Source organism: Ralstonia sp. Ralssp135 (genome assembly GCF_047304345.1).
Lineage (GTDB): Bacteria > Pseudomonadota > Gammaproteobacteria > Burkholderiales > Burkholderiaceae > Ralstonia > Ralstonia chuxiongensis.
This window is the reverse complement of the sequence record NZ_JBGLYZ010000009.1, coordinates 112,025-132,960: the sequence shown is the minus strand read 5'-3', so window position 1 is coordinate 132,960 and position 20,936 is coordinate 112,025. Positions and strand designations below refer to the sequence as shown.

The following is a 20,936-nucleotide window of genomic DNA, read 5'->3' as shown; positions in this document are numbered from 1 at the left end:
ACCTCCACCCTCCAAGACCCAAACTCCACCCCAAAACCCTCGCTCTCGACCCTCCGACATCCAAACCGAGCGAAAAAATCAGCTGCCTTCGACCCTCCAACACTCAAGCGTCACCCTAAAACCCTCAAGCTCCACCCTCCAACCCCCAAGCTCCACCCAAAAACAGTCGACCCAACGTCTCTCCAAGGCCCGACCTCCACCCAAAACCCCCGGAGTCCCGCTGTCCGAGGCTCAAGCTCGGCTCTCCAACACCCAAAGCCGAGGGTTTGACCCTCAAGCGCCACGCCTGCACGCCCGCTCAAAGCCCTTGGCCCCGCATCCGCGCAGCCCCAATCCCCGCCTTTATGCAAAAACCGATGAACATTCCCTGAAACCATTCGTTCCCCGCACAAGACCCGCTCGGTAGTCTTGCTCCTATTCCAAATCCATCAGAGATCAGAAACGGAGCTGCAAGATGATTCGCAAGTTTGTTTTCAACACGCTTGTACGTGCTACGGCGGCTGCCATCGTGGCGGGGGGAACCGTGGGTGCGCATGCGGCAACGACACTGTTGAATGTGTCGTACGACCCGACGCGCGAGCTGTACAAGGAAATCAACACCGAATTCGCCAAGAAGTGGAAGGCGGAAACGGGTGAGGACATCACCCTGCGTGCCTCGCATGGCGGCTCGGGCAAGCAGGCCCGCTCCGTGATCGACGGGCTGGATGCCGATGTGGTGACGCTGGCGCTGGGCTATGACATCGACGCGATCGCCGAGCGCGGCCTGACCGGCAAGGACTGGCAGAAGCGCCTGCCGCACAACGCCTCGCCGTACACCTCGACCATCGTCTTCCTGGTGCGCAAGGGCAACCCGAAGGGCATCAAGGACTGGAATGACCTGGTCAAGCCGGGCATCGCCGTCATCACGCCCAACCCCAAGACCTCCGGCGGTGCACGCTGGAATTACCTGGCCGCATGGGCCTATGCGCTCAAGCAGCCGGGCGGTTCGGACGCCACCGCCAAGGCCTTCGTGCAGAAGCTCTACAAGAACGTGCCGGTGCTCGATTCGGGCGCACGCGGTGCGACCACCACCTTTACCGAGCGCGGTATCGGTGATGTGCTGATCGCGTGGGAAGACGAGGCGCTGCTGGCGGCGCGCGTGGAGGGCAAGGACAAGTTCGACGTGGTGGTGCCGTCGATTTCCATCCTGGCCGAGCCGCCGGTGGCGGTGGTGGACAAGGTGGCCGACAAGAAGGGCACGCGCAAGGCCGCGGAGGCGTATCTCAAGTTCCTGTACACGCCGCAAGGGCAGGAGATTGGCGCGAAGAACTTCTATCGCCCGACGGACCCGGCCGTGGCCAAGAAGCACGAGAGCGAATTCCCGAAGGTGAAGCTGGTGACCATCGACGACACGTTCGGCGGATGGCAGAAGGCGCAGAAGACGCACTTTGCCGACGGCGGTCAGTTTGACCAGCTCTATCAACCGGGCAAGTAAGGCACCAAGCGACGCAACAACATCGAGTGATCCGCATCATGCAAATCCTGACCATTTCCGGAAGCCCTTCAGCGCAATCGCGATCTGCGCGCTTGCTGGGCCACGTGCGTGCGCAGCTCGAACGCGCCGGCGAGCAGGCGGATCACCTGGACCTGCGCAGTCTTCCCGCTGACGCGCTGCTCGGCGCGCAGGTGTCCGACCCGGCCATCGCCGATGCGGTGGCGCGGGTGGAAGCGGCGGGCGTGGTGATTCTTGCCACGCCGGTCTACAAGGCGGCCTATAGCGGCCTGCTCAAGACGTTTCTCGATCTGCTGCCGCAAAGCGGGCTGCGCGACAAAGTCGTGCTGCCGATTGCCACCGGCGGCAGCCTCGCCCATACGCTGGCGATCGACTACGCGTTGCGCCCCGTGCTGACAGCACTGGCTGCGCGCTCGATCCTGCCGGGCATCTTTGCGGTCGACTCGCAGATCGTCGTGGCTGATGACGGCGTCACGGTTGACCCATCGCTGCAGCAGCGCCTGGATGACGGCGTGGAGCGCGTGCATCAGGCGCTTGCGCTGGCACGGCATCCGACCGTGGCGCAGGTGATGGTCTCCAGCCGCAGCGCCGCACGTGCCGCCGCGCTGACCCACGCCCGGGCCGACGCTGGGCGAATGCGATGTCTGGCGTGATGCGCTGAACGCGCCGCCTTACACACGCAGCCAACACTTTCCCGTTGTTGTCACGCCGCGCAGCCGCTGCGCGCGGATCGTGCCGCCCATACACACCGCATCCACAAAATTCGCCATGAAAGCCCACTCGCCCTTGCGCAGGACTTTGACCATCGCCGCCACGCTGCTTGCCACGCTTGGCGCACCCGCCGCATTTGCCAACAGCGATGCACCGCCCCCGACCGCCGCCAAGCAACTGCGCATCGGCTATCAGAAATACGGCACGCTGACCGTGCTCAAGGCACGCGGCACGCTCGAAAAGCGCCTTGCCTCGCAAGGCATCGAAGTGAAGTGGACGGAGTTCCCCGCCGGCCCGCAGTTGCTGGAAGGCCTGAACGTGGGCGCCATCGATTTCGGCACCACGGGTGAAGCGCCGACGATCTTCGCGCTGGCTGCCGGGGCCCATCTCGTCTATGTCGGCAACCAGCCGCCCGCGCCGGCCGGCGAGGCGATCATCGTGCCGAAGACTTCGCCGCTCAAGAGCGTGGCCGATCTCAAGGGCAAGCGCGTCGCCTTCAACAAGGGTTCGAACGTGCATTACCTGCTGGTGAAGCTGCTGGAAAAGGCCAATGTGCCTTACAGCGATATCCAACCCGTGTACCTCACCCCCGCCGATGCGCGTGCCGCCTTCGAGCGCGGCGCCATCGACGCGTGGGTGATCTGGGACCCGTTCTTTGCCGCGGCCGAACAGCAGTTGGGCGCGCGCGTGCTGGCCGATGGCACGGGCGTGGTCAACAACTCGCAGTATTTCCTGGCATCGAAAGGCTATGCGGGCGCTCGGCCCGATGTGCTGAACATCGTGCTCGATGAACTGAAGAAGACCGATACCTGGGCCGCGGCCAACCCGAAGGATGTGACGACCATTCTTGGCCCGCAGCTCGGCCTGGAGCCGGCTGTGGTGGCGCGTTCGGTGTCGCGCATTGCGTACGGCATCCAGCCGGTAGGCGCCGAGGCGCTGGCCGACCAGCAGCGCATTGCCGACACGTTCCACGCGCTCAAGCTGATCCCGCGCCCCGTCAAGGTGGCCGATGCAGCGTGGCAGCCGACCACCCAACAGGCAGCGCGCTGATTGCCATGACGATCGACATCCAACGCCGTCGTCTGCTGAACGCCACCGTGGCAGGCGCATCGCTTGCCACGCTTGGGCCCATCGCGCAAGCCGCCAATGCCGCAACCGCCACCCCCGCAGCTGCAGGTTTGCCGAAGGTGACGCCGCCCGCGCAACTGCGCATCGGTTTCCAGAAGAGCGCGGTCAACCTCGTCATCGTGAAAGAAAACCACGCGCTGGAGCAGCGCTTTCCGGGCACCAAGATCAGTTGGCTGGAGTTTCCGGCCGGGCCGCAGCAGCTCGAAGCGCTGTCTGCGGGCAGTCTCGACCTCGCCGTCACGGGGGATACGCCGCCGGTGTTCGCACAAGCTGCCGGCAAGGACTTGCGCTACGTGGGTGTGGAGCCTCCCAAGCCGGATAGCTCGGCCATCCTCGTGCAGCAGGATTCGACGCTTAAGACGCTGGCCGACCTGAAGGGCAAGCGCGTGGCGCTGCAGAAGGGTTCGAGCGCGCATTTCCTGATCGTGCGGGGCTTGCAGAAGGGCGGACTGAGCTTTGCCGACATCCAGCCCGTGTATCTGACGCCGGCCGATGCGCGTGCCGCCTTCGAACGCGGCAGCGTCGACGCCTGGGGCATCTGGGATCCGTACTACGCCGCCACGGAACTCGCCATCAAGCCGCGCGTGCTCGCCACCGGCCGCACGCTGTCGTCCAACAACTCGTTCTACTTCGCGCCGACGGCCTTTACCGAGAAGCACGGCGACACCATCGCGGCGATCTTCGCGGAGCTGTCGCGTGCCGACCGGCTCGTGCAGGAGAACCGCAAAGAAGCTGCGCAGCGCATTGCGGATTTTTCCGGGCTTTCGCTGGCGACGGTGCATCTGTTCTTGTCGCGCAGGCCGCCGTCGCCCGTGCGGCCCGTCACGCCGGAAGCGGTTGCCGAGCAGCAACGCGTGGCCGATGCCTTCCACGGGCTGGGGCTGATTCCACGGCCAGTCAAGCCGATCGATCTGGTCTGGCATCCGACGCCCGCACAACTGGCAATAGCCCAACGCTGAATACGATTCGAGGAGCTGACATGCAAGTTTTCTGGTTCATCCCGACGCACGGTGACAGCCGCTATCTCGGCACCGCCGAGGGCGCACGCCAAGTCGATCACACCTATCTGCAGCAGGTGGCCGTAGCCGCCGATACGCTCGGCTACGAGGGCGTGCTGATTCCCACCGGACGTTCGTGCGAAGACCCGTGGATCGTGGCCGCGAGCCTGATTCCGGTGACGAAGCGTCTGCGTTTTCTGGTGGCGGTGCGCCCGGGGCTGATGGCGCCGACGCTGGCCGCGCGCATGGCTGCCACGTACGACCGTTTATCGAACGGCCGCTTGCTGGTGAATCTCGTCACGGGTGGTGACCCGTCGGAGCTGGCAGGCGACGGTCTGTTCCTCGATCACGCGCAACGCTACGAAGCCTCGGAAGAGTTCATCCGCATCTGGCGCGAAACACTGGCCGCGAGCCATGAAGGCGCTGCGCTGGATTACACCGGCAAGCACCTCAGCGTGAAGGGCGCGAAGGTGCTGTATCCGCCAGTGCAGCGGCCGCATCCGCCGGTGTATTTCGGTGGGTCGTCGGAAGCGGCGCATGAGCTGGCGGCGGAACAGGTCGACACGTATCTCACCTGGGGCGAACCGCCTGCCGCCGTGGCCGAGAAGCTGGCCGACGTGCGGGCGCGCGCTGCCAAGCATGGCCGCACCGTGCGCTTCGGTATCCGCCTGCACGTGATCGTGCGTGAGACGGACGACGAAGCCTGGGCTTCCGCCGACAAGCTCATCAGCAAGCTCGACGACGACACCGTGGCCCGCGCGCAAGAGGCCTTCCGCAAGATGGATTCGGCCGGCCAGCAACGCATGGCTGCGCTGCATGCCAACGGCGTCAAGCGCACGCGCGCCGATCTGGAGATCAGCCCCAACCTGTGGGCGGGTGTGGGGCTGGTGCGCGGCGGTGCCGGCACAGCGCTCGTGGGCGATCCGCAAACCGTGGCGGCACGCATGCAGGAATACGCCGAGCTGGGCATCGATACATTCGTGCTCTCCGGTTATCCGCATCTGGAAGAGGCCTACCGCTTTGCTGAACTGGTGTTCCCGCTGCTGCCGCGCTCGGTGCGCGACAAGCTGCCGGGCAACGTGCTCAACGGCCCGTTTGGCGAGGTGATCGCCACCGGCATCGTGCCCCGCGTGGCGGCAAGCTGAGCCGAGAGGAGCAGGGCAATGGCATCCGAGTCGAAATCCAAATCGAAGCCGAAGGCGAAGGCGAAGACCTTTCTGCGTAGCGTCCGGCAACGCCTGGCGCCGTGGATCGTGCCGCTTGTGCTGCTGGTGCTGTGGCAGGCATCGGCCCAATGGGGTTGGCTGTCGAACCGCATCCTGCCGGCGCCGCTGGACGTGGCGAAATCCGCCGTCGCGTTGGCACGCTCGGGCGAGCTGTGGACGCATGTGGCCGTGAGCACGTGGCGTGCGCTGCTGGGCTTTGCGATCGGTGGTTCGCTGGGGCTGGCGCTGGGGCTGCTGACAGGCACTTTCCGCACGGCGGAGACGCTGCTAGACACCACGCTGCAGATGGTCCGCAACATCCCGGTGCTGGCGCTGATTCCGCTGGTGATCCTGTGGTTCGGCATCGATGAATCGGCCAAGTTGTTCCTCGTGTCGCTGGGCGTGTTCTTCCCGATTTACCTGAACACGTATCACGGCATCCGCTCCGTCGATCCGGCGCTGGTGGAAATGGCGCGCAGCTATGGCCTGTCGCGTGCGCAGTTGTATCGCGAGGTGATCCTGCCCGGTGCGCTGCCGCAGATCCTGGTGGGTGTGCGTTTCTCGCTCGGCCTGATGTGGATGACGCTGATCGTGGCGGAGACGGTTTCCGCGCAAGCCGGCATCGGCTACATGACGATGAATGCGCGCGAGTTCCTGCAGACCGATGTGGTGCTGCTCGGCATCCTGCTGTACGCGTTGCTCGGCAAGCTGGCGGATTGGTTGTCGCGCGGGCTGGAACGTTACTGGCTGCGCTGGCACCCCGGATATCAAGCGGCCGCCTGAGGCTGAATTGGAGAGACGCATGCAAAGCAACGCCACTGAACACGCCGCGCTGGCCGGCACCGCCTTGCACATCGAACACGTCGTCAAACGTTATGGCGATCGTGAGGTGCTGCACGGCATCGATCTGGACATCACGCCGGGCGAGTTTGTCGTCATCGTCGGGCGCAGCGGCTGCGGCAAGAGCACGCTGCTGCGGCTGATTGCAGGGCTGGAAGGCGTTGACGATGGCCACCTGCGTCGCGACGGCGACGCCGAAGACGGCCTGCACGACGATGCCCGCGTGATGTTCCAGGACGCACGCCTGCTGCCGTGGAAGAAAGTGCTCGACAACGTTGCACTCGGGCTGCCGAAAGCGCAGCGCGCACAAGCCGCAGAAGTGCTTGCACAAGTCGGGCTGTCCGAGCGGGCAGGGGAATGGCCCGCACGCCTGTCGGGCGGGCAGCGCCAGCGTGTGGCACTGGCGCGCGCGCTCGTGCATCGGCCGCGCCTGCTGCTGCTGGACGAACCGCTGGGCGCGCTGGACGCGCTCACCCGCATCGACATGCAGAACCTCATCGAAGGCCTGTGGCAACGCCTTGGCTTTACCGCCGTGCTTGTTACGCACGACGTGGCCGAGGCGGTGGCGCTGGCCGACCGCGTGGTGCTGATCGAAGACGGCCGCATTGCGCTGGATGAACGCATTGATCTGCCGCGTCCGCGCCATCGTGGTTCGCCCGCGTTTGCGCGTCTGGAAGAAGCCATCCTCAACCGCGTGATGCAGCGCAAGATCGATCCGAATGAAGTGACCGATGTGCGTTCGCACACGGCGTGGGCATCACCCTTTGACGTGTCGGCCACTGCGGTGCGCTGGGCCGTGTAAGGCGCTGCAAACCTTTCTCCTGAAAACATTCATTGGCACGTAGTGCCGTTGTCATCTAAGAAGGAACATCATGAGCATCCAAGCGATTAACGTACGCAACCAGTTTCGCGGGCAGATCAAGGAGATCATCCGGGGCGACGTGCTCTCGGAGATCGACGTGGAGACCCCGGCCGGCATCGTCACCTCGGTCATCACCACGCGCTCGGTCGACAACCTCGGCCTCAAGATCGGTAGCGAAGTGGTTGCGCTGGTGAAGGCGACTGAAGTGTCGATCGCCAAGTTGTGACGGGGGAGGAGGAGGCGACTTTTTTCAGGAGCCCATCCCGATGAGTCTGATGCACACCACCGCAGTCGCACAATTTCTCGGCACGCTGCCGAGCGCCCCGACGCCGGACCGCCAGTTGTGGCGCGACGCCGCCGGCCGCGTGCAGGGCCAGTTCTTCCATTGCGCGCTGACCAGCCTGTTTGAACCGGTCTGGCAGCTTGGCGCTGATGGCGCGCTCGCACCCGCCGGCCACGAAGCGCTGATGCGCACCTGGACGCGCGACGGTGATCTCGGCCTGAACCCGTGGAAGGTGTTTTCGCTGGCCTCGGATGACGGCACGCTGGTCGAACTCGACCGCCTGTGCCGGCTGGTGCATACGCTCAACTACTTCTCCCGCACCGACGCGCGGCAGCTTGTTGTGAACGTGCATGGCCGGTTGCTGGCGGCAGTGGCGGCCGACCACGGCAAGGCGTTCCATCGCGCGGTGACGGCGCTGGGGCTGCATCCGGAGCAATTCGTCATCCAGGTGCCGTCCACGGCCAATGACGATCTGGGGCTGCTGCTGTTCGTGGTGGACAACTACCGGCGCAACGGTTTTGCCGTTGCGGTGCAGGCATCGGACCCGGCGGAAGCGGGCGCGCTGCTTGTGCATGCCAAGCCGGCGTACCTGAAGCTGGATGCCCGGCGTGAATGGCATGCGCGGCACATGGTGTCGCTGGCCGATTCCGCACGTGAGCTGGGCGTGACGCTGGCATTGCGGCGTTGCGAACGCCCGAGCGATCTGGAGCTGGCACGGGCGGCTGGTATCGCCTATGTGCAGGGCAGCATCCTGCCAGGAGCCGAGCCGGAGCCGGACGCCGTACCCACGCCCCTGGTGATACCGATGGCGCAGGCACCGCTGGTGCAACAGCAGCAGTGCGCCGGCATTTCTCTCACGCAATGAGTACCCCCATGGCACGCAGCGCACTCGCAACCGCATCGGACGCACCCGCCTGGCAGTGGCCGGCAGACGCCGTCATCCTGACCGTTCCTGGTTTGCATGGCAGCGGCCCCGGCCACTGGCAGTCGCGTTGGGAGCAGCGGTTTCCAAACTGGCGCCGCGTGGAGCAGACCGACTGGTCAACGCCTGACCTTCCGCGCTGGTCTGCCCGCGTGGGCGAAGCGGTACATGCGGCACTGGCTGAGCGTCCGCCGATACGTGCGCGGCGCCCCGTGATCTTGGTGGCCCATAGCTTCGGCTGCCTGGCGGCGCTGCACTGGGCGGTTCAGACAAAGGAAGCGGTGGCCGCAGCGCTGCTGGTCGCGCCGGCCGATCCGGAAAAATTCGGTGTGCGCGATCTGCTTCCGGACCACGCTTTGCCGTTTCCCGTCACGCTCATTGCCAGCCGCAATGACCCGTGGATGGCGCAAGGCAGCGCCATCGACTGGGGCGCGCGCTGGGGCGCCGAGTTCATTGACGCCGGCGAGGCTGGCCATATCAACGCTGACTCCAACCTCGGCGACTGGGACGCTGGCTTGACGGTGCTCGATCGCCTGATCGGCCGCGCAAGTGCACAAGACACCACCCGCGACGGCGCCGACTGGCAAGCCCAGTGGGATGTCTTACCGAGCACTCCTTATATCTAAAACGATGATGCACATGCGCAAATATTCGTTTTCGTCATAAGAACAGTTCGCCACAATCGGTTCATCTGCATATCGGCCGCAGTGTTTTTTGCCCTGCGGCCATTTTTATCGGTGCGCTGATGAGCCTGTCTTCTGCGTTTTCTTTGTCCAAGCGGCGTAAGCCCGCCAATGTGCTGCCCGGCTTCGGGCTGGCGCTGGGCTTTTCGCTGCTGTACCTCGCGCTGATCGTCCTGATTCCGCTGTCGGCGACCGTCCTCAAGACGTTCACCATGACGTGGGATGCGTTCTGGACCACCGTCACCGCGCCGCGCGTGGTCGCGTCGTACAAGCTGACCTTCGGCGCATCGCTGATCGCGGCAGTGATCAACCTCGTGTTCGGGCTGATCGTGGCGTGGGTGCTGGTGCGCTATCGCTTTCCGGGCAAGCGGCTGATCGATGCGCTGGTGGATCTGCCGTTTGCGCTGCCGACTGCGGTGGCCGGCATCGCGTTGACTGCGTTGTACGCGCCGAATGGCTGGATCGGCTCGCGGCTGGAACCGCTGGGGCTGAAGGTCGCATTCACGCCGCTGGGGATCGTGGTGGCGCTGACGTTCATCGGCCTGCCGTTTGTTGTGCGCACGGTTCAGCCGGTGCTCGAAGACTTGGAAGCCGAACTGGAAGAGGCCGCAGCCAGCCTGGGCGCCACGCGCTGGCAGACCTTCATTCGCGTGGTCCTGCCGACCTTGCTGCCTGCATTGCTGACGGGTTTTGCGCTGGCCTTTGCGCGTGCCACGGGTGAGTACGGTTCGGTCATCTTCATCGCCGGCAACATGCCAATGGTCTCCGAGATCACGCCGCTCATGATCTATTCCAAGCTGGAGCAGTTCGATTACGCGGGCGCCACGGCCATTGCCGTCGTCATGCTCGGTATCTCCTTCACATTGCTGCTGGTGATCAACCTGCTGCAAGCCTGGACGCGCCGCCGCGGCAATCGCAACGACGCCATCGAGCGCGCCCCCGAACCCTTGACCGCCAATGCGGCAGCAGGAGCCTGACATGGCCGGTACTGTTTCCCATCAACTTGGTCAGGCGCCCGCAGTTGGCCGCCGTGGCGCCACCGCAGAATCTGCGTGGGTGCGGGCCATGCTGATCCTCGTGTCGTTCGTGTTCCTGGCGCTGTTCCTGTTCGTGCCGCTGGCGAGCGTGTTTGTCGAAGCGTTCAAGAAGGGCATCGACGTGTATCTCGAAGCGCTGGTCGAGCCGGATGCGCTCTCGGCCATCGGCCTCACGCTCACGATTGCGGCGATTGCCGTGCCGCTGAACGTGGTGTTTGGGGTGGCGGCGGCGTGGGCAATTGCCAAGTTCGAGTTTCGCGGCAAGAACCTGCTGCTGACGCTGATCGACTTGCCGTTCTCGGTGTCGCCCGTCATTGCAGGGTTGATCTACGTGCTGCTGTTTGGCGCACAAGGCTGGTTCGGGCCTTACCTGTCCGACCACGATTTCAAGGTCATCTTTGCTGTGCCGGGCATTGTGCTGGCCACCGTGTTTGTCACGTTTCCGTTTGTGGCGCGCGAGCTGATTCCGCTCATGCAGGCGCAGGGCAGCGAAGAGGAAGAGGCCGCCATCGTGCTCGGCGCATCGGGCTGGCAGACGTTCTGGCGCGTGACGGTGCCGAACATCAAGTGGGGCCTGCTGTATGGCGTGATCCTGTGCAACGCGCGGGCGATGGGCGAGTTTGGCGCGGTGTCGGTGGTGTCGGGCCACATTCGCGGGCTGACCAACACAATGCCGCTGCACGTCGAGATTCTCTACAACGAATACAACTTTGCGGCCGCGTTTGCCGTGGCTTCGCTGCTGACGCTGCTGGCACTCGTGACGCTCGCGCTCAAGACGCTGGTCGAATGGCGTAGCCGTCGTGAGCTGGCCGATGCGGATGCCGGCGTGGGCGAGGGCCCGGGGCGGCGCGTTGCACAACAAACACCCAATTTGCATTCGCACGTCTCCGCGCAATCTCCGCTCGAAGGGAGCGCCGCATGAGCATCCAGGTTCAGCACATCACCAAGCGCTTTGGCAATTTCGTCGCCCTCAACGATGTCTCGCTCAATTTCAAGCAGGGGGAGCTGACCGCGCTGCTGGGCCCGTCGGGCTGCGGCAAGACTACGCTGCTGCGCATCATCGCGGGGCTGGAGCATGCGGATTCGGGCAGCATCCACCTGAATGGTGAAGATGCATCGGACCAGCACGTGCGCGAGCGCCAGGTGGGCTTTGTGTTCCAGCACTACGCACTGTTCAAGCACATGACGGTGTTCGAGAACGTGGCCTTTGGCTTGCGTGTGAAACCGCGTGCCCAACGGCCCAGCGAAGCGCAGATTCGCTCCAAGGTGAAGGATCTGCTGGAACTCGTGCAGCTCGACTGGTTGGCCGATCGCTACCCGCCGCAACTCTCGGGCGGACAGCGCCAGCGCATTGCCCTGGCGCGTGCGCTGGCGGTGGAGCCGCGCGTGCTGCTGCTCGACGAGCCGTTCGGCGCGCTCGATGCCAAGGTGCGCAAGGAGCTGCGCCGCTGGCTGCGCCGTCTGCATGACGATCTGCATGTCACTAGCCTGTTCGTGACGCACGACCAGGAAGAAGCGCTGGAAGTGGCCGACAACGTGGTGCTGATGAACCGCGGCGAGGTAGAGCAGGTCGGCAGCCCCGATGCGGTCTACAACACGCCGGCCACGCCGTTTGTCTATGGCTTTCTGGGCAACGTGAACCTGTTCCACGGGCGCCTGGAAGAAGGCGAGGGCGGCAGCGTGCTGCACGTGGGCGATTCCGCCATTGCCGTGCCGTCGGGTGGTGTCGATTCTTCGCGTGCCGATCAGGCGGTGGCCTTCGTGCGCCCGCACGAGATCGATCTGGAGCGTTACGCGCCGGGCGCCGAGGGCATTCCCGTCATGCTGCGCCGCGCGCTCACGCTTGGCGCCATCGCCCAGCTTGAGCTGGAGCGCGAAGACACCGACGACATCATCGAAGTCTCCCTGCCCATCGAACGCTTTCGCGCCGAGGGCTTCCGTGAAGGCGAAACGCTGGTGGTGCGCCCGCGCGCGATTCGCGTGTTCGCGCAAGGCAACGCACGGCCCGTCGCGCAAGCCGCCGTGTAACACGACGCTCCGACGACAACCAATACGAGAGGACACGAGCCATGAACTTCCAGCAACTGCGTTCCATCCGCGAGGCGGTGCGCCGCCAGTTCAACCTGACCGAAGTTGCCAACGCGCTGTACACATCGCAGCCCGGCGTGTCGCGGCAGATCCGCGAGCTGGAAGATGAGCTGGGCGTGGAGATTTTCGAGCGCTACGGCAAGCGCCTGACGGGCCTGACCGAGCCGGGTCGCGAGATCGTTCGCATTGTCGAGCGCCTGCTGCTCGAAGCCGAAAACCTGCGCCAGGCCGGCGAGGAATTTTCCGGCCGCCAGTCCGGCCGCCTGACCGTGGCAACCACGCACACGCAGGCCCGCTATGCCCTGCCGAAGGTGGTGCAGTCGTTCCGCAAGGAATATCCGCATGTCACGCTGGCGCTGCAGGAGGCATCGCCCTCGCACATCGTCGAGCTGCTGCTGACGGGGCAGGCCGATATCGGCATCGCCACCGAGGCGGTGGCCAACGAGCCAGGGCTGACGTCGTTCGAGGCGTACCGCTGGCGCCACGTGCTGGTGGTCAGCCCGGACCATCCGTTGACGAAGAACCCGCTGCCCACGCTCGAAGACGTGGCGCAATACCCGCTCATCACTTACGACGCGGGTTTTACGGGCCGCCGCAACATCGACGCCGCATTTGCCGGCGCCGGACTGCACCCGGAGATCGTGCTGACCGCCATGGATGCGGATGTCATCAAGACCTATGTGGCGCTGGATGTGGGCGTGGGCATCATCGCCTCGATGGCCTACGACGGACGCAAGGACGACAACCTCGTCTGCATTGGGGCAGATCACCTGTTCGAGCCGAATACCACGCGCGTGGCGGTGCGCCGTGGCGCGTACCTGCGTGGCTATGCGCATGACTTCATCGGGATGTTTGCGCCGCACCTTTCCCGTGACACTGTGGCGGAGGCGGTGGCGTCCACGGTGGTGGGCCAGTCGGGGCGGGAGGCGTTGGCGGCATAGCCACGGCTGCTGTGTGTCGGCGGAGCCGGTTGCGCACCGTTCATCCGCCCGATTCCGCCATTCGTCGCACGCCCGTGGCGCCTGCCCAGGCGCCATTCCTATACTGCGGACATCTTCGGTTCCACCAGAGACCGCCATGTCTGCCGTGCCCTACACCCCAACTTCCCCGTCTGTTGAATCCGACGATGCTCTGCTGCGCCGCGCCCGACACCGCGCCGGCGCGCGCCTGGGGTTCCGCATTCACCTGCTGTCGTTCCTGGCCGTGAACGCCGGGTTGGCAGCGATTGCGTTGTCGCGCGGGCAGTTCTGGTTTGTGTGGCCGCTGCTGGGCTGGGGGTTTGGCCTGGCTGCGCACGGGCTGAGCCTGGCCTGGAGCCAGGGCAACGGCTACCAGCGCATGGTCGACCAGGAACTCGCCCGTTTGCGCGAGCAGGCCGGCCGCCGGTAATGCGGGAAACCCCAAGCTTCAACGCCGAAGAGCCGTCCGGTAAGATCGCCCGCATGTTCGCCAATGTGTCGCTCCCTTCGCTTGCTGATTGCCTGCACTTTGCCCGGCGCTGGGTGATCCGCTATGCCGTCATCATCGTTATCAATACGCTGATTGCGGCCGTGCTGGCGTTCGGCATCCGGCCAGAAGAGACGTTCTGGAAAGATTTCGTCTTCAGCCAGGCGATCGGGCTGTCGATGTTCTCGCTGATCGGCATCCCGCGCCATGTGCTCTGGGGCGACGGCCCGCCCAACAAGAGGGTGTTTCCGTGGATCATCGTGGGCGCGGTGCTGATCGGCGTGCCGCTCGGGCAGTGGATTGCGCGGACGATCCTGTGCCTGCACAACCCGAACCCGGAACCCTGGCGCGCCGACAGCCTGCGCATGAGTTTCATCATCGCCATGCTGGCCGCGCTTGGCGCAACGTATTACTACTGGTCGCGCGGCAAGCTGGCCGCATTGCAGCGCCAGGCTGCGCTCGATGCGCTGGAGCGGGAAGAAGCCGAGAAGCAGGTCGTGCGTGCGCAATTGATGGCGCTGCAGGCGCAGATCGAGCCTCACTTCCTATTCAACTCACTCGCCCACGTCGATGTGCTGATCGCGCGGGACCCGGCCGCCGCGCGGCGGTTGCTGCAGCATTTGATTGGTTTTTTGCGCAGCTCGCTTTCGCACGCACGCGCCGAGCAGTGCACGCTGGCGCAAGAGTTTGCGCTGCTGCGCGCGTATCTCGACATCCAGGCGCTGCGCTTCGGCAATCGCCTGCGTTTCTCGCTGGCGCTGGACGATGCCATCGCCAACATCGTCATCCCGCCGATGCTGATTCAGCCGCTGGTGGAAAACGCCGTGGTGCACGGCATCGAGCCCGCGCGCGAGGGCGGGGAGATCGCCCTGTCTGCACGCCTGGCGGCCGGCAGCGAGGGCGAGCGGCTCGTGCTGGAAGTGCGCGACACGGGTGTCGGTTTCGGCAACGATGGGGCCACGGGCTCCGGGCTGGGCCTCACGCACGTGCGTGAACGCCTGTCACGCTTGTTTGATGGCGACGCACGCCTGACGATCACGGAGACCGTGCCGCATGGCGTGACGATCATCGTTGAATTGCCGCTGGCGCACGAAACGGCGCCTGCACCATCTCAAGCCGACGCGCCGGAATGGCGCTGCCGCTTTTCTCGCTCAACCTCCCGCTCAACCGAAAACGCCACCGGCGCGCTCTCATCGCGCGCATCCGCCGGAACCTGATCGATGCCTGCTTCCCCACGCGTGCTTATTGCCGATGATGAACCGGCACTGGCTGAAAACCTCGTCGCTGAACTGGCGGCGCTATGGCCCGAGGCCACGTTGCTGCCGGCCGTGCACGACGGCCAATCCGCGCTCGACGTGATTGACGATGCCGCTGACGGACAGGACCCCGATGTAGTCTTTCTCGATATCCGCATGCCGGGGTTGTCGGGCATTGATGTGGCGCGCGAGCTGTCGCAGCGGGAAGTGCGTCCGCTGGTGGCGTTCGTTACCGCGTATGACCAGTTCGCGCTCGATGCCTTCGAGCAAGCCGCGGTCGACTATGTGCTCAAGCCCGTGCAGACCGAGCGTCTGGCCGAGACCGTCAAGCGGCTGAAGGACCGGCTCGGCACGCGCCTGAGCGACAACGTCAACGCGCCTGCCGTGACCGATCCCGCGCAGACGCTGGCTGAGCTTGTCGAGCGCCTTGCCGGCCTGCAGGGCGCCGCGCAAACGCGTGCCACGCCGCAGGGCGGCTATCTGCGCTTCATCAAGGCGCTGGTCGGGCAGGAAGTGCGCTTCATCCCCGTGGATGACGTGATCTATCTGGAAGCGACCGACAAGTACGTCAACGTGGTCGCCGGCAGCGGCGAATCCCTCATCCGCACCAGCCTGCGTGACCTGCTGACCCAGCTCGACCCCGAGCACTTCTGGCAGGTGCACCGCGGTACGGTGGTCAACGTGGCGCATGTATCGAGCGCCGTGCATCTGTCGCTGGGCCGCCTGGGGTTGAAGATTCGCGGGCGCACCGAGACGCTGCCCGTCGCGCGGCAATACGCACATTTGTTCCGGCAGATGTAGTCGCCGCGGCGGCGTGTTCCGCTATGATCCATTGTGTCGTCAACGGATCGAGAGCGAGAGCAGCCGCCATGGAGACACCAGTCGCACGCCACGCCAGCAACGTTGCCGAGCCACGCCACGGCGGCCAGATCCTTGTTGATGCACTGCTGGCCCATGGCGTCGACATGGCCTTTGGCGTGCCCGGCGAGAGCTACCTCTCGGTGCTCGAAGGCTTCTACCAGCGCCGCGACCGCGCGCGCTTCATCGTTTGCCGGCAAGAGGGCGGCGCCGCCAATATGGCCGATGCCTACGGCAAACTCACTGGGCGGCCCGGCATCGTCTTCTGCACACGCGGGCCGGGCGCCGCCAACGCCAGCATTGGCGTGCACACCGCGTTTCAGGACTCCACGCCGCTGGTCCTGTTCATCGGGCAGGTCGGCCGCGATTTCGCCGACCGCGAAGCGTTTCAGGAAATCGACTACCGCCGCATGTTCGGCCAGATGGCCAAGTGGGTCGCGCAGATCGATAGCGTCGAGCGCATCCCCGAATACATCGCACGCGCGTTCCAGACCGCCACCGCCGGCCGCCCCGGCCCCGTGGTGCTGGCGCTGCCCGAAGACATGCTGACCGACGTCGCCACCGTGGCCGATGTGCCGCCCGAGGTGGCAACGAAAGCGCGCGCGATGGCATGGCCCAGCCCGCATGATCTTGCCCAGCTGAAGACGCTGTTGCAGAACGCCGAGCGCCCGATGCTGCTGCTGGGCGGTTCCGGCTGGACGCCGCAAGCCGCCGCCCGCATGCAAGCCTTTGCTGAACGGTGGAATCTGCCCGCAGGCTGCGTGTTCCGCCGGCAAGACCTGTTCGACAACCGCCACCCGAATTACGCCGGCGATGTCGGCATTGCCATCAACCCGAAGCTCGCCGCGCGCGTCAAAGACGCCGACCTGGTGCTCGCCGTCGGCACACGCCTGGGCGAGATGACGACCTCCGGCTACACGCTCTTCGATGTGCCCCGGCCGAAGCAGACGCTCGTCCACGTGCATGCCGGTGCGGAAGAGTTGGGACGCGTCTACCAGGCCGACCTGATGATTCATGCGTCGATGCCGGCGATTGCGGAAGCGCTGGATGGTGTATCGCCCGACTCGCCCGACAACCCGCCGCGTTGGTCTGCCTGGACAGAAGCGGCCAACGCCGATTACCGCGCCAACATCGCGCCGCCGCCGTTTGGCGGCAAGGGCATCGACATGGCCCGCGCGATGCGTTGGCTGCGCGAGCGCCTGCCGCACAACAGCATCCTGACCAACGGCGCAGGCAACTACGCCACGTGGCTGCATCGCTTCTACCAATATGGCGCGCTGGCGGCAGGCTCGCGCACGCAATTGGCGCCGACCAGCGGGGCGATGGGCTATGGCGCGCCCGCCGCCGTGGCGGCCAAAATCATCTGCCCCGACACGCCCGTCATCTGCATGGCTGGCGATGGCTGCTTCCTGATGAACGGTCAGGAATTGGCCACCGCCATGCAGTACAACGCGCCGGTCATCTTTATCGTGATCAACAACGGCATGTACGGCACCATCCGCATGCACCAGGAACGCGAGTACCCCGAGCACGTGAGCGGCACCGAGCTGCGCAACCCCGACTTTGCCGCGCTGGCCAGAGCCTACGGCGCTGAAGGGCACACGGTGCGCTCGCTCGAAGGCTTCCAGTCGGCGGTGGAAACCGCGCTGGAAGCAAGCGTTGCGTCCGTCATCGAGGTGCAGACCGATCCGAACATCATCAGCCCACGCGCGACGATCGATTCGTTGCGTGCACAGTCGCGCAGTTGAATCCGCTTTCGCTTTTCGTTTTTTGTTTTTGCTAACGCCAAACCATCCATTGCCATGACGATGATTCCCGTGACTGATTTGTGCGACATGCACGAAGACAAGCTGGTGTACGGCAGCCTGCGTGTGCTCACGCCGGTATTTCGCAGCTTTGGCAAGCGCGCCGCGTTTGCCGGCCCAGCTTCCACGCTCAAGGTGTTTGAAGACAACGGCCTGGTACGCGCCGCGCTGGAAGAGCAGGGCGCAGGCCGCGTGCTGGTGATCGACGGCGGCGGCTCGCTGCGCTGCGCGCTGGTGGGCGGCAACCTTGGCAAGCTGGCGGAAGAGAACGGTTGGGAAGGGATTCTGCTCAACGGCTGCGTGCGGGATACGCGCGAGCTGGCCGAATGCAACGTCGGCATCCACGCACTGGCCGTGCACCCGCGCAAAAGCATCAAGAAAAACGCCGGGCAGCGCGAAGTGGGCGTGCAGATGCCGGGTGCTTACATCCAGTCCGGCGAATGGATCTATGCCGATGAAGACGGCGTGCTGGTTTCGCTGGACATGCTCGAATGACCCGCGCCAATGCCATCTATGTGTTCGTCTACGGCACGCTGCGCGCCGGTGAGGCGAACGATTTGCGGGTTGCCGCAGCCAAGCGCGGCATTCCCGAGCCGGAGCTGCTCGGTACCGCCACGTTGCACGGCCGCCTGTACGACTTTGGTGCGTACCCCGGCCTCGTGCTGGACCCGACCGGCACCGCCGTGCGTGGCGATGTGTACCAAATCGACGCGGCGCTTGTCCCCGTGCTGGACGAAATCGAAGAGGTCTACCCCGGCGGCGACGCGCTGTTCCTGCGCGAGAACCACGCCGTCATGCTGGGTAGCGAACCGGTCGACTGCATTGTCTATCCGGTCAGCCCGCAGCACATTGCCGGGCGGCCCGTCATCACGGGTGGAGATTGGGTGGCGCATCGCTTGTCTCGAGGCTGATTCCGATTTTGAGGGGGAGGGGCGCGCGATATAATTCGCGCGCTGTTCGTTCGAGCAGCCGGGTTTAGCAGCCCACAAGATGTGCCATCTAGACGGACAATGTCCGGTGCTTGTGCACGCCTATGCTTCATGGCGGGCCGGGCGGTGAGACCTTCGGGTCTGCCGGTTTCTAGATGGCCGGTCTGCTAACGCCGTCGTCAGGCCCGCCACCCTCGTTTAGCAGCGAACGGCTGGCCTCTTCATCTAGGAGACGTCATGTCTTTCGCATCAAGCGGGCATCGCCCCGCGTCTTACCCCTCGCCACCGCCCTGCATCTCCTGGCATCCGTCTTACGGAGGTGCACGTTGAGCGCTTTACGCCACTACCAATCGGGCGCCCTCGCAGCCAAGGATTTCCTCTGTCGCACGCACATCGACGCGCGTGCCGGCCGGCCCTTCGCGGCCATGCGGCTGCGCTCGAAGATCGACGGCATCACGCACGCGCTGCCGCGCGAGTTTCGGGCCGGTTTCATCGATGCGATCTATCTGTTTATAGCTGCAGCCCTGCAGGGCAAGGCGCCCGATCTTCTGCAGTGGGATGTCTTGGCGGAAGTAGAGCGGCCGTCCTGAGTCCCGCGCCCAATCACCATCCTGAACGCCGCGTCTGCGGCGTTTTTTGTGCCCCTGCGATGTGGCGGACAGATGTCCATGATTTTTCACAATGCGGAAAGGGGTTTTGGCCCGCAAAAATTCTGCATCGCACAGCACCATCCCCTTCTTTCATGATAGAAAAAATCTTTCCGCATTATGAAACGACGGAGATAAGTCATTGAAAATTATGATGTAAAAACTTCAACTCCTGCGCATGTTCTCCTTGTTGCGCTGCACCGGCCATTTCTACACTCTTATATAAGACATATGACCTGAGCCACCTGGCTGCGCCCCAAGAAGGTGCGAGCGGCTCAGGGAGCAGAGCGAGTTACCCGGTTTTTATTTGATGGATGCGATCAAACAGGAGAGTGCGATGTCACGCGAACTCGAAGTGCAAAAGCTGCAGAAGGAATGGGATACCAACCCGCGTTGGAAAGGCATCAAGCGTGGTTACACCGCTGAAGATGTCGTGCGCCTGCGCGGTTCGCTGCAGATCGAACACACGCTGGCCAAGCGTGGTGCCGAAAAGCTGTGGGACTTGATCAACAACGAGCCCTTCGTCAACGCGCTCGGCGCTCTGACGGGCAACCAGGCCATGCAGCAGGTCAAGGCCGGCTTGAAGGCGATCTATCTGTCGGGCTGGCAGGTGGCGGGCGATGCCAACAGCAACGGCGAGATGTATCCGGATCAATCGCTGTACTCGGTGGATTCGGTGCCCAAGGTTGTGAAGAAGATCAACAACACGTTCCAGCGCGCTGACCAGATCCAATGGTCGGAAGGCAAGGACGACATCGACTTCTTTGCCCCGATCGTGGCAGATGCCGAAGCGGGTTTTGGCGGCGTGCTGAACGCATTCGAACTGATGAAGGCCATGATCGAGGCCGGTGCCGCAGGCGTGCACTTTGAAGACCAGCTGGCCGCCGTGAAGAAGTGCGGCCACATGGGCGGCAAGGTTCTGGTGCCGACCCGCGAAGCGGTGAGCAAGCTCGTGGCCGCGCGTCTGGCTGCCGACGTGATGGGCGTGCCGACCGTGCTGATCGCCCGCACCGACGCAGAAGCCGCTGATCTGCTGACCACCGATGTGGACGAGAACGACAAGCCGTTCTGCACCGGCGAGCGCACCGTCGAAGGCTTCTATCGCACCAAGCCGGGCTTGCAGCAAGCTATCTCGCGCGGCCTGGCCTACGCAGAGGTGGCCGACCTCGTGTGGTGCGAAACCGGCAAGCCGGATCTGGAATACGCCAAGAAGTTTGCCGAAGCCATCCACGCCAAGTTCCCGGGCAAGATGCTGGCCTACAACTGCTCGCCGTCGTTCAACTGGAAGAAGAACCTGGACGATGTCACGATCGCCCGATTCCAGAAGGAACTTGGCGCCATGGGCTACAAGTTCCAGTTCATCACGCTGGCCGGCTTCCATGCCCTGAACTACTCGATGTTCAACCTGGCCTACGGCTATGCCCGCAACCAGATGAGCGCTTTCGTGGAGCTGCAAGAGGCCGAATTCAAGGCAGCGGAAAAGGGATTCACGGCTGTGAAGCACCAGCGCGAAGTCGGCACGGGTTATTTCGACGCCGTGACGCAGACCATCGAACGCGAGGCGTCGACCACGGCGCTGAAGGGCTCGACGGAAGACGAACAATTCTTCGAAGAAACGGCGCAAGCCAAGAAGGTTGCCTGAGGTTGCCGACGCATCCGGCACCTAGGTACCTGGGCCGGCCGTGCTGACCACACGCCGGCCTCTCGAACCGCGCCTCTGCAACGGCGCGGTTTTTTTTCGTCTGT

Annotated in this window: 22 protein-coding genes; 21 read left to right on the top strand and 1 reads right to left on the bottom strand. The window is 64.5% G+C overall.

The features are described 5' to 3' along the window. Positions 1–454: 454 nt before the first annotated feature. The 20 genes from ACCD03_RS09580 (at position 455) to ACCD03_RS09485 (ending at position 18,525) form a co-directional block, all read left to right on the top strand. On the top strand, positions 455–1,474 hold the full coding sequence (locus ACCD03_RS09580; RefSeq protein ID WP_045204169.1) for a sulfate ABC transporter substrate-binding protein: 1,020 nt from the start codon (positions 455–457) through the stop codon (positions 1,472–1,474). A gap of 38 nt (positions 1,475–1,512) precedes the next feature. Continuing rightward, positions 1,513–2,145: an NADPH-dependent FMN reductase gene (ssuE, locus tag ACCD03_RS09575; RefSeq protein WP_413411413.1), complete on the top strand. Its 633-nt coding sequence runs from the start codon at positions 1,513–1,515 to the stop codon at positions 2,143–2,145. Positions 2,146–2,260: 115 nt separating this feature from the next. After that, positions 2,261–3,253 (top strand): sulfonate ABC transporter substrate-binding protein, encoded by a 993-nt coding sequence (locus ACCD03_RS09570; RefSeq protein WP_413411411.1) that lies wholly within the window; start codon positions 2,261–2,263, stop codon positions 3,251–3,253. 5 nt (positions 3,254–3,258) lie between these two features. Then, positions 3,259–4,290 (top strand): sulfonate ABC transporter substrate-binding protein, encoded by a 1,032-nt coding sequence (locus tag ACCD03_RS09565; protein ID WP_413411410.1) that lies wholly within the window; start codon positions 3,259–3,261, stop codon positions 4,288–4,290. Between the two features lie 20 nt (positions 4,291–4,310). Continuing rightward, positions 4,311–5,474 carry an FMNH2-dependent alkanesulfonate monooxygenase gene (ssuD, locus tag ACCD03_RS09560; protein ID WP_413411409.1) on the top strand — a complete coding sequence of 388 codons (1,164 nt, stop codon included), beginning with the start codon at positions 4,311–4,313 and terminating at the stop codon, positions 5,472–5,474. An 18-nt stretch (positions 5,475–5,492) separates the two neighbouring features. Beyond that, positions 5,493–6,317: an aliphatic sulfonate ABC transporter permease SsuC gene (gene ssuC, locus ACCD03_RS09555; RefSeq protein WP_413411408.1), complete on the top strand. Its 825-nt coding sequence runs from the start codon at positions 5,493–5,495 to the stop codon at positions 6,315–6,317. Positions 6,318–6,336: 19 nt separating this feature from the next. Continuing rightward, positions 6,337–7,176: an ATP-binding cassette domain-containing protein gene (locus ACCD03_RS09550; protein WP_045204165.1), complete on the top strand. Its 840-nt coding sequence runs from the start codon at positions 6,337–6,339 to the stop codon at positions 7,174–7,176. 70 nt (positions 7,177–7,246) lie between these two features. Beyond that, positions 7,247–7,462 (top strand): TOBE domain-containing protein, encoded by a 216-nt coding sequence (locus ACCD03_RS09545; RefSeq protein WP_024975856.1) that lies wholly within the window; start codon positions 7,247–7,249, stop codon positions 7,460–7,462. Positions 7,463–7,502: 40 nt separating this feature from the next. Continuing rightward, positions 7,503–8,384 carry an EAL domain-containing protein gene (locus tag ACCD03_RS09540; protein WP_413411406.1) on the top strand — a complete coding sequence of 294 codons (882 nt, stop codon included), beginning with the start codon at positions 7,503–7,505 and terminating at the stop codon, positions 8,382–8,384. A gap of 8 nt (positions 8,385–8,392) precedes the next feature. Continuing rightward, positions 8,393–9,067: an RBBP9/YdeN family alpha/beta hydrolase gene (locus tag ACCD03_RS09535; RefSeq protein ID WP_413411405.1), complete on the top strand. Its 675-nt coding sequence runs from the start codon at positions 8,393–8,395 to the stop codon at positions 9,065–9,067. Between the two features lie 119 nt (positions 9,068–9,186). Next, positions 9,187–10,101, top strand: coding sequence for a sulfate ABC transporter permease subunit CysT (gene cysT, locus ACCD03_RS09530; RefSeq protein ID WP_413411404.1), 915 nt, complete (start codon positions 9,187–9,189; stop codon positions 10,099–10,101). Between the two features lies 1 nt (position 10,102). Further along, the gene (cysW, locus tag ACCD03_RS09525; protein ID WP_413411403.1) at positions 10,103–11,083 is read left to right on the top strand and encodes a sulfate ABC transporter permease subunit CysW; all 981 of its coding nucleotides are present in this window, start codon (positions 10,103–10,105) and stop codon (positions 11,081–11,083) included. Further along, the gene (locus ACCD03_RS09520; RefSeq protein WP_413411402.1) at positions 11,080–12,189 is read left to right on the top strand and encodes a sulfate/molybdate ABC transporter ATP-binding protein; all 1,110 of its coding nucleotides are present in this window, start codon (positions 11,080–11,082) and stop codon (positions 12,187–12,189) included. Before cysW ends, ACCD03_RS09520 begins: the two co-directional genes overlap by 4 nt. Before the next feature lie 41 nt (positions 12,190–12,230). Beyond that, complete coding sequence (locus ACCD03_RS09515; RefSeq protein WP_045204159.1) at positions 12,231–13,190, top strand: CysB family HTH-type transcriptional regulator; 960 nt, start codon at positions 12,231–12,233, stop codon at positions 13,188–13,190. Positions 13,191–13,326: 136 nt separating this feature from the next. Beyond that, positions 13,327–13,638, top strand: coding sequence for a 2TM domain-containing protein (locus ACCD03_RS09510; protein ID WP_253537278.1), 312 nt, complete (start codon positions 13,327–13,329; stop codon positions 13,636–13,638). Then, positions 13,638–14,912: a sensor histidine kinase gene (locus tag ACCD03_RS09505; RefSeq protein WP_413411401.1), complete on the top strand. Its 1,275-nt coding sequence runs from the start codon at positions 13,638–13,640 to the stop codon at positions 14,910–14,912. The genes ACCD03_RS09510 and ACCD03_RS09505 overlap by 1 nt, the downstream gene beginning before the upstream one ends. Before the next feature lie 3 nt (positions 14,913–14,915). Beyond that, positions 14,916–15,752 (top strand): LytR/AlgR family response regulator transcription factor, encoded by an 837-nt coding sequence (locus ACCD03_RS09500; RefSeq protein WP_045204156.1) that lies wholly within the window; start codon positions 14,916–14,918, stop codon positions 15,750–15,752. Between the two features lie 68 nt (positions 15,753–15,820). Beyond that, a complete protein-coding gene (locus ACCD03_RS09495; RefSeq protein ID WP_413411400.1) occupies positions 15,821–17,557 on the top strand; it encodes a thiamine pyrophosphate-binding protein in 1,737 nt (578 codons plus the stop codon). A 54-nt stretch (positions 17,558–17,611) separates the two neighbouring features. Beyond that, positions 17,612–18,109 (top strand): ribonuclease E activity regulator RraA, encoded by a 498-nt coding sequence (rraA, locus tag ACCD03_RS09490; protein WP_024975846.1) that lies wholly within the window; start codon positions 17,612–17,614, stop codon positions 18,107–18,109. Then, positions 18,106–18,525 (top strand): gamma-glutamylcyclotransferase, encoded by a 420-nt coding sequence (locus ACCD03_RS09485; protein WP_413411399.1) that lies wholly within the window; start codon positions 18,106–18,108, stop codon positions 18,523–18,525. The genes rraA and ACCD03_RS09485 overlap by 4 nt, the downstream gene beginning before the upstream one ends. 353 nt (positions 18,526–18,878) lie before the next feature. Here the strand turns inward: ACCD03_RS09485 and ACCD03_RS09480 are convergent, their stop codons facing one another. Continuing rightward, on the bottom strand, positions 18,879–19,274 hold the full coding sequence (locus ACCD03_RS09480; RefSeq protein ID WP_413411398.1) for a hypothetical protein: 396 nt from the start codon (positions 19,272–19,274) through the stop codon (positions 18,879–18,881). Positions 19,275–19,527: 253 nt separating this feature from the next. Here ACCD03_RS09480 and aceA point away from each other — a divergent pair, with 253 nt between their 5' ends. Then, positions 19,528–20,832, top strand: a complete 1,305-nt coding sequence (gene aceA, locus ACCD03_RS09475) for an isocitrate lyase (protein WP_024975843.1) — start codon at positions 19,528–19,530, stop codon at positions 20,830–20,832. Positions 20,833–20,936 lie beyond the last annotated feature (104 nt).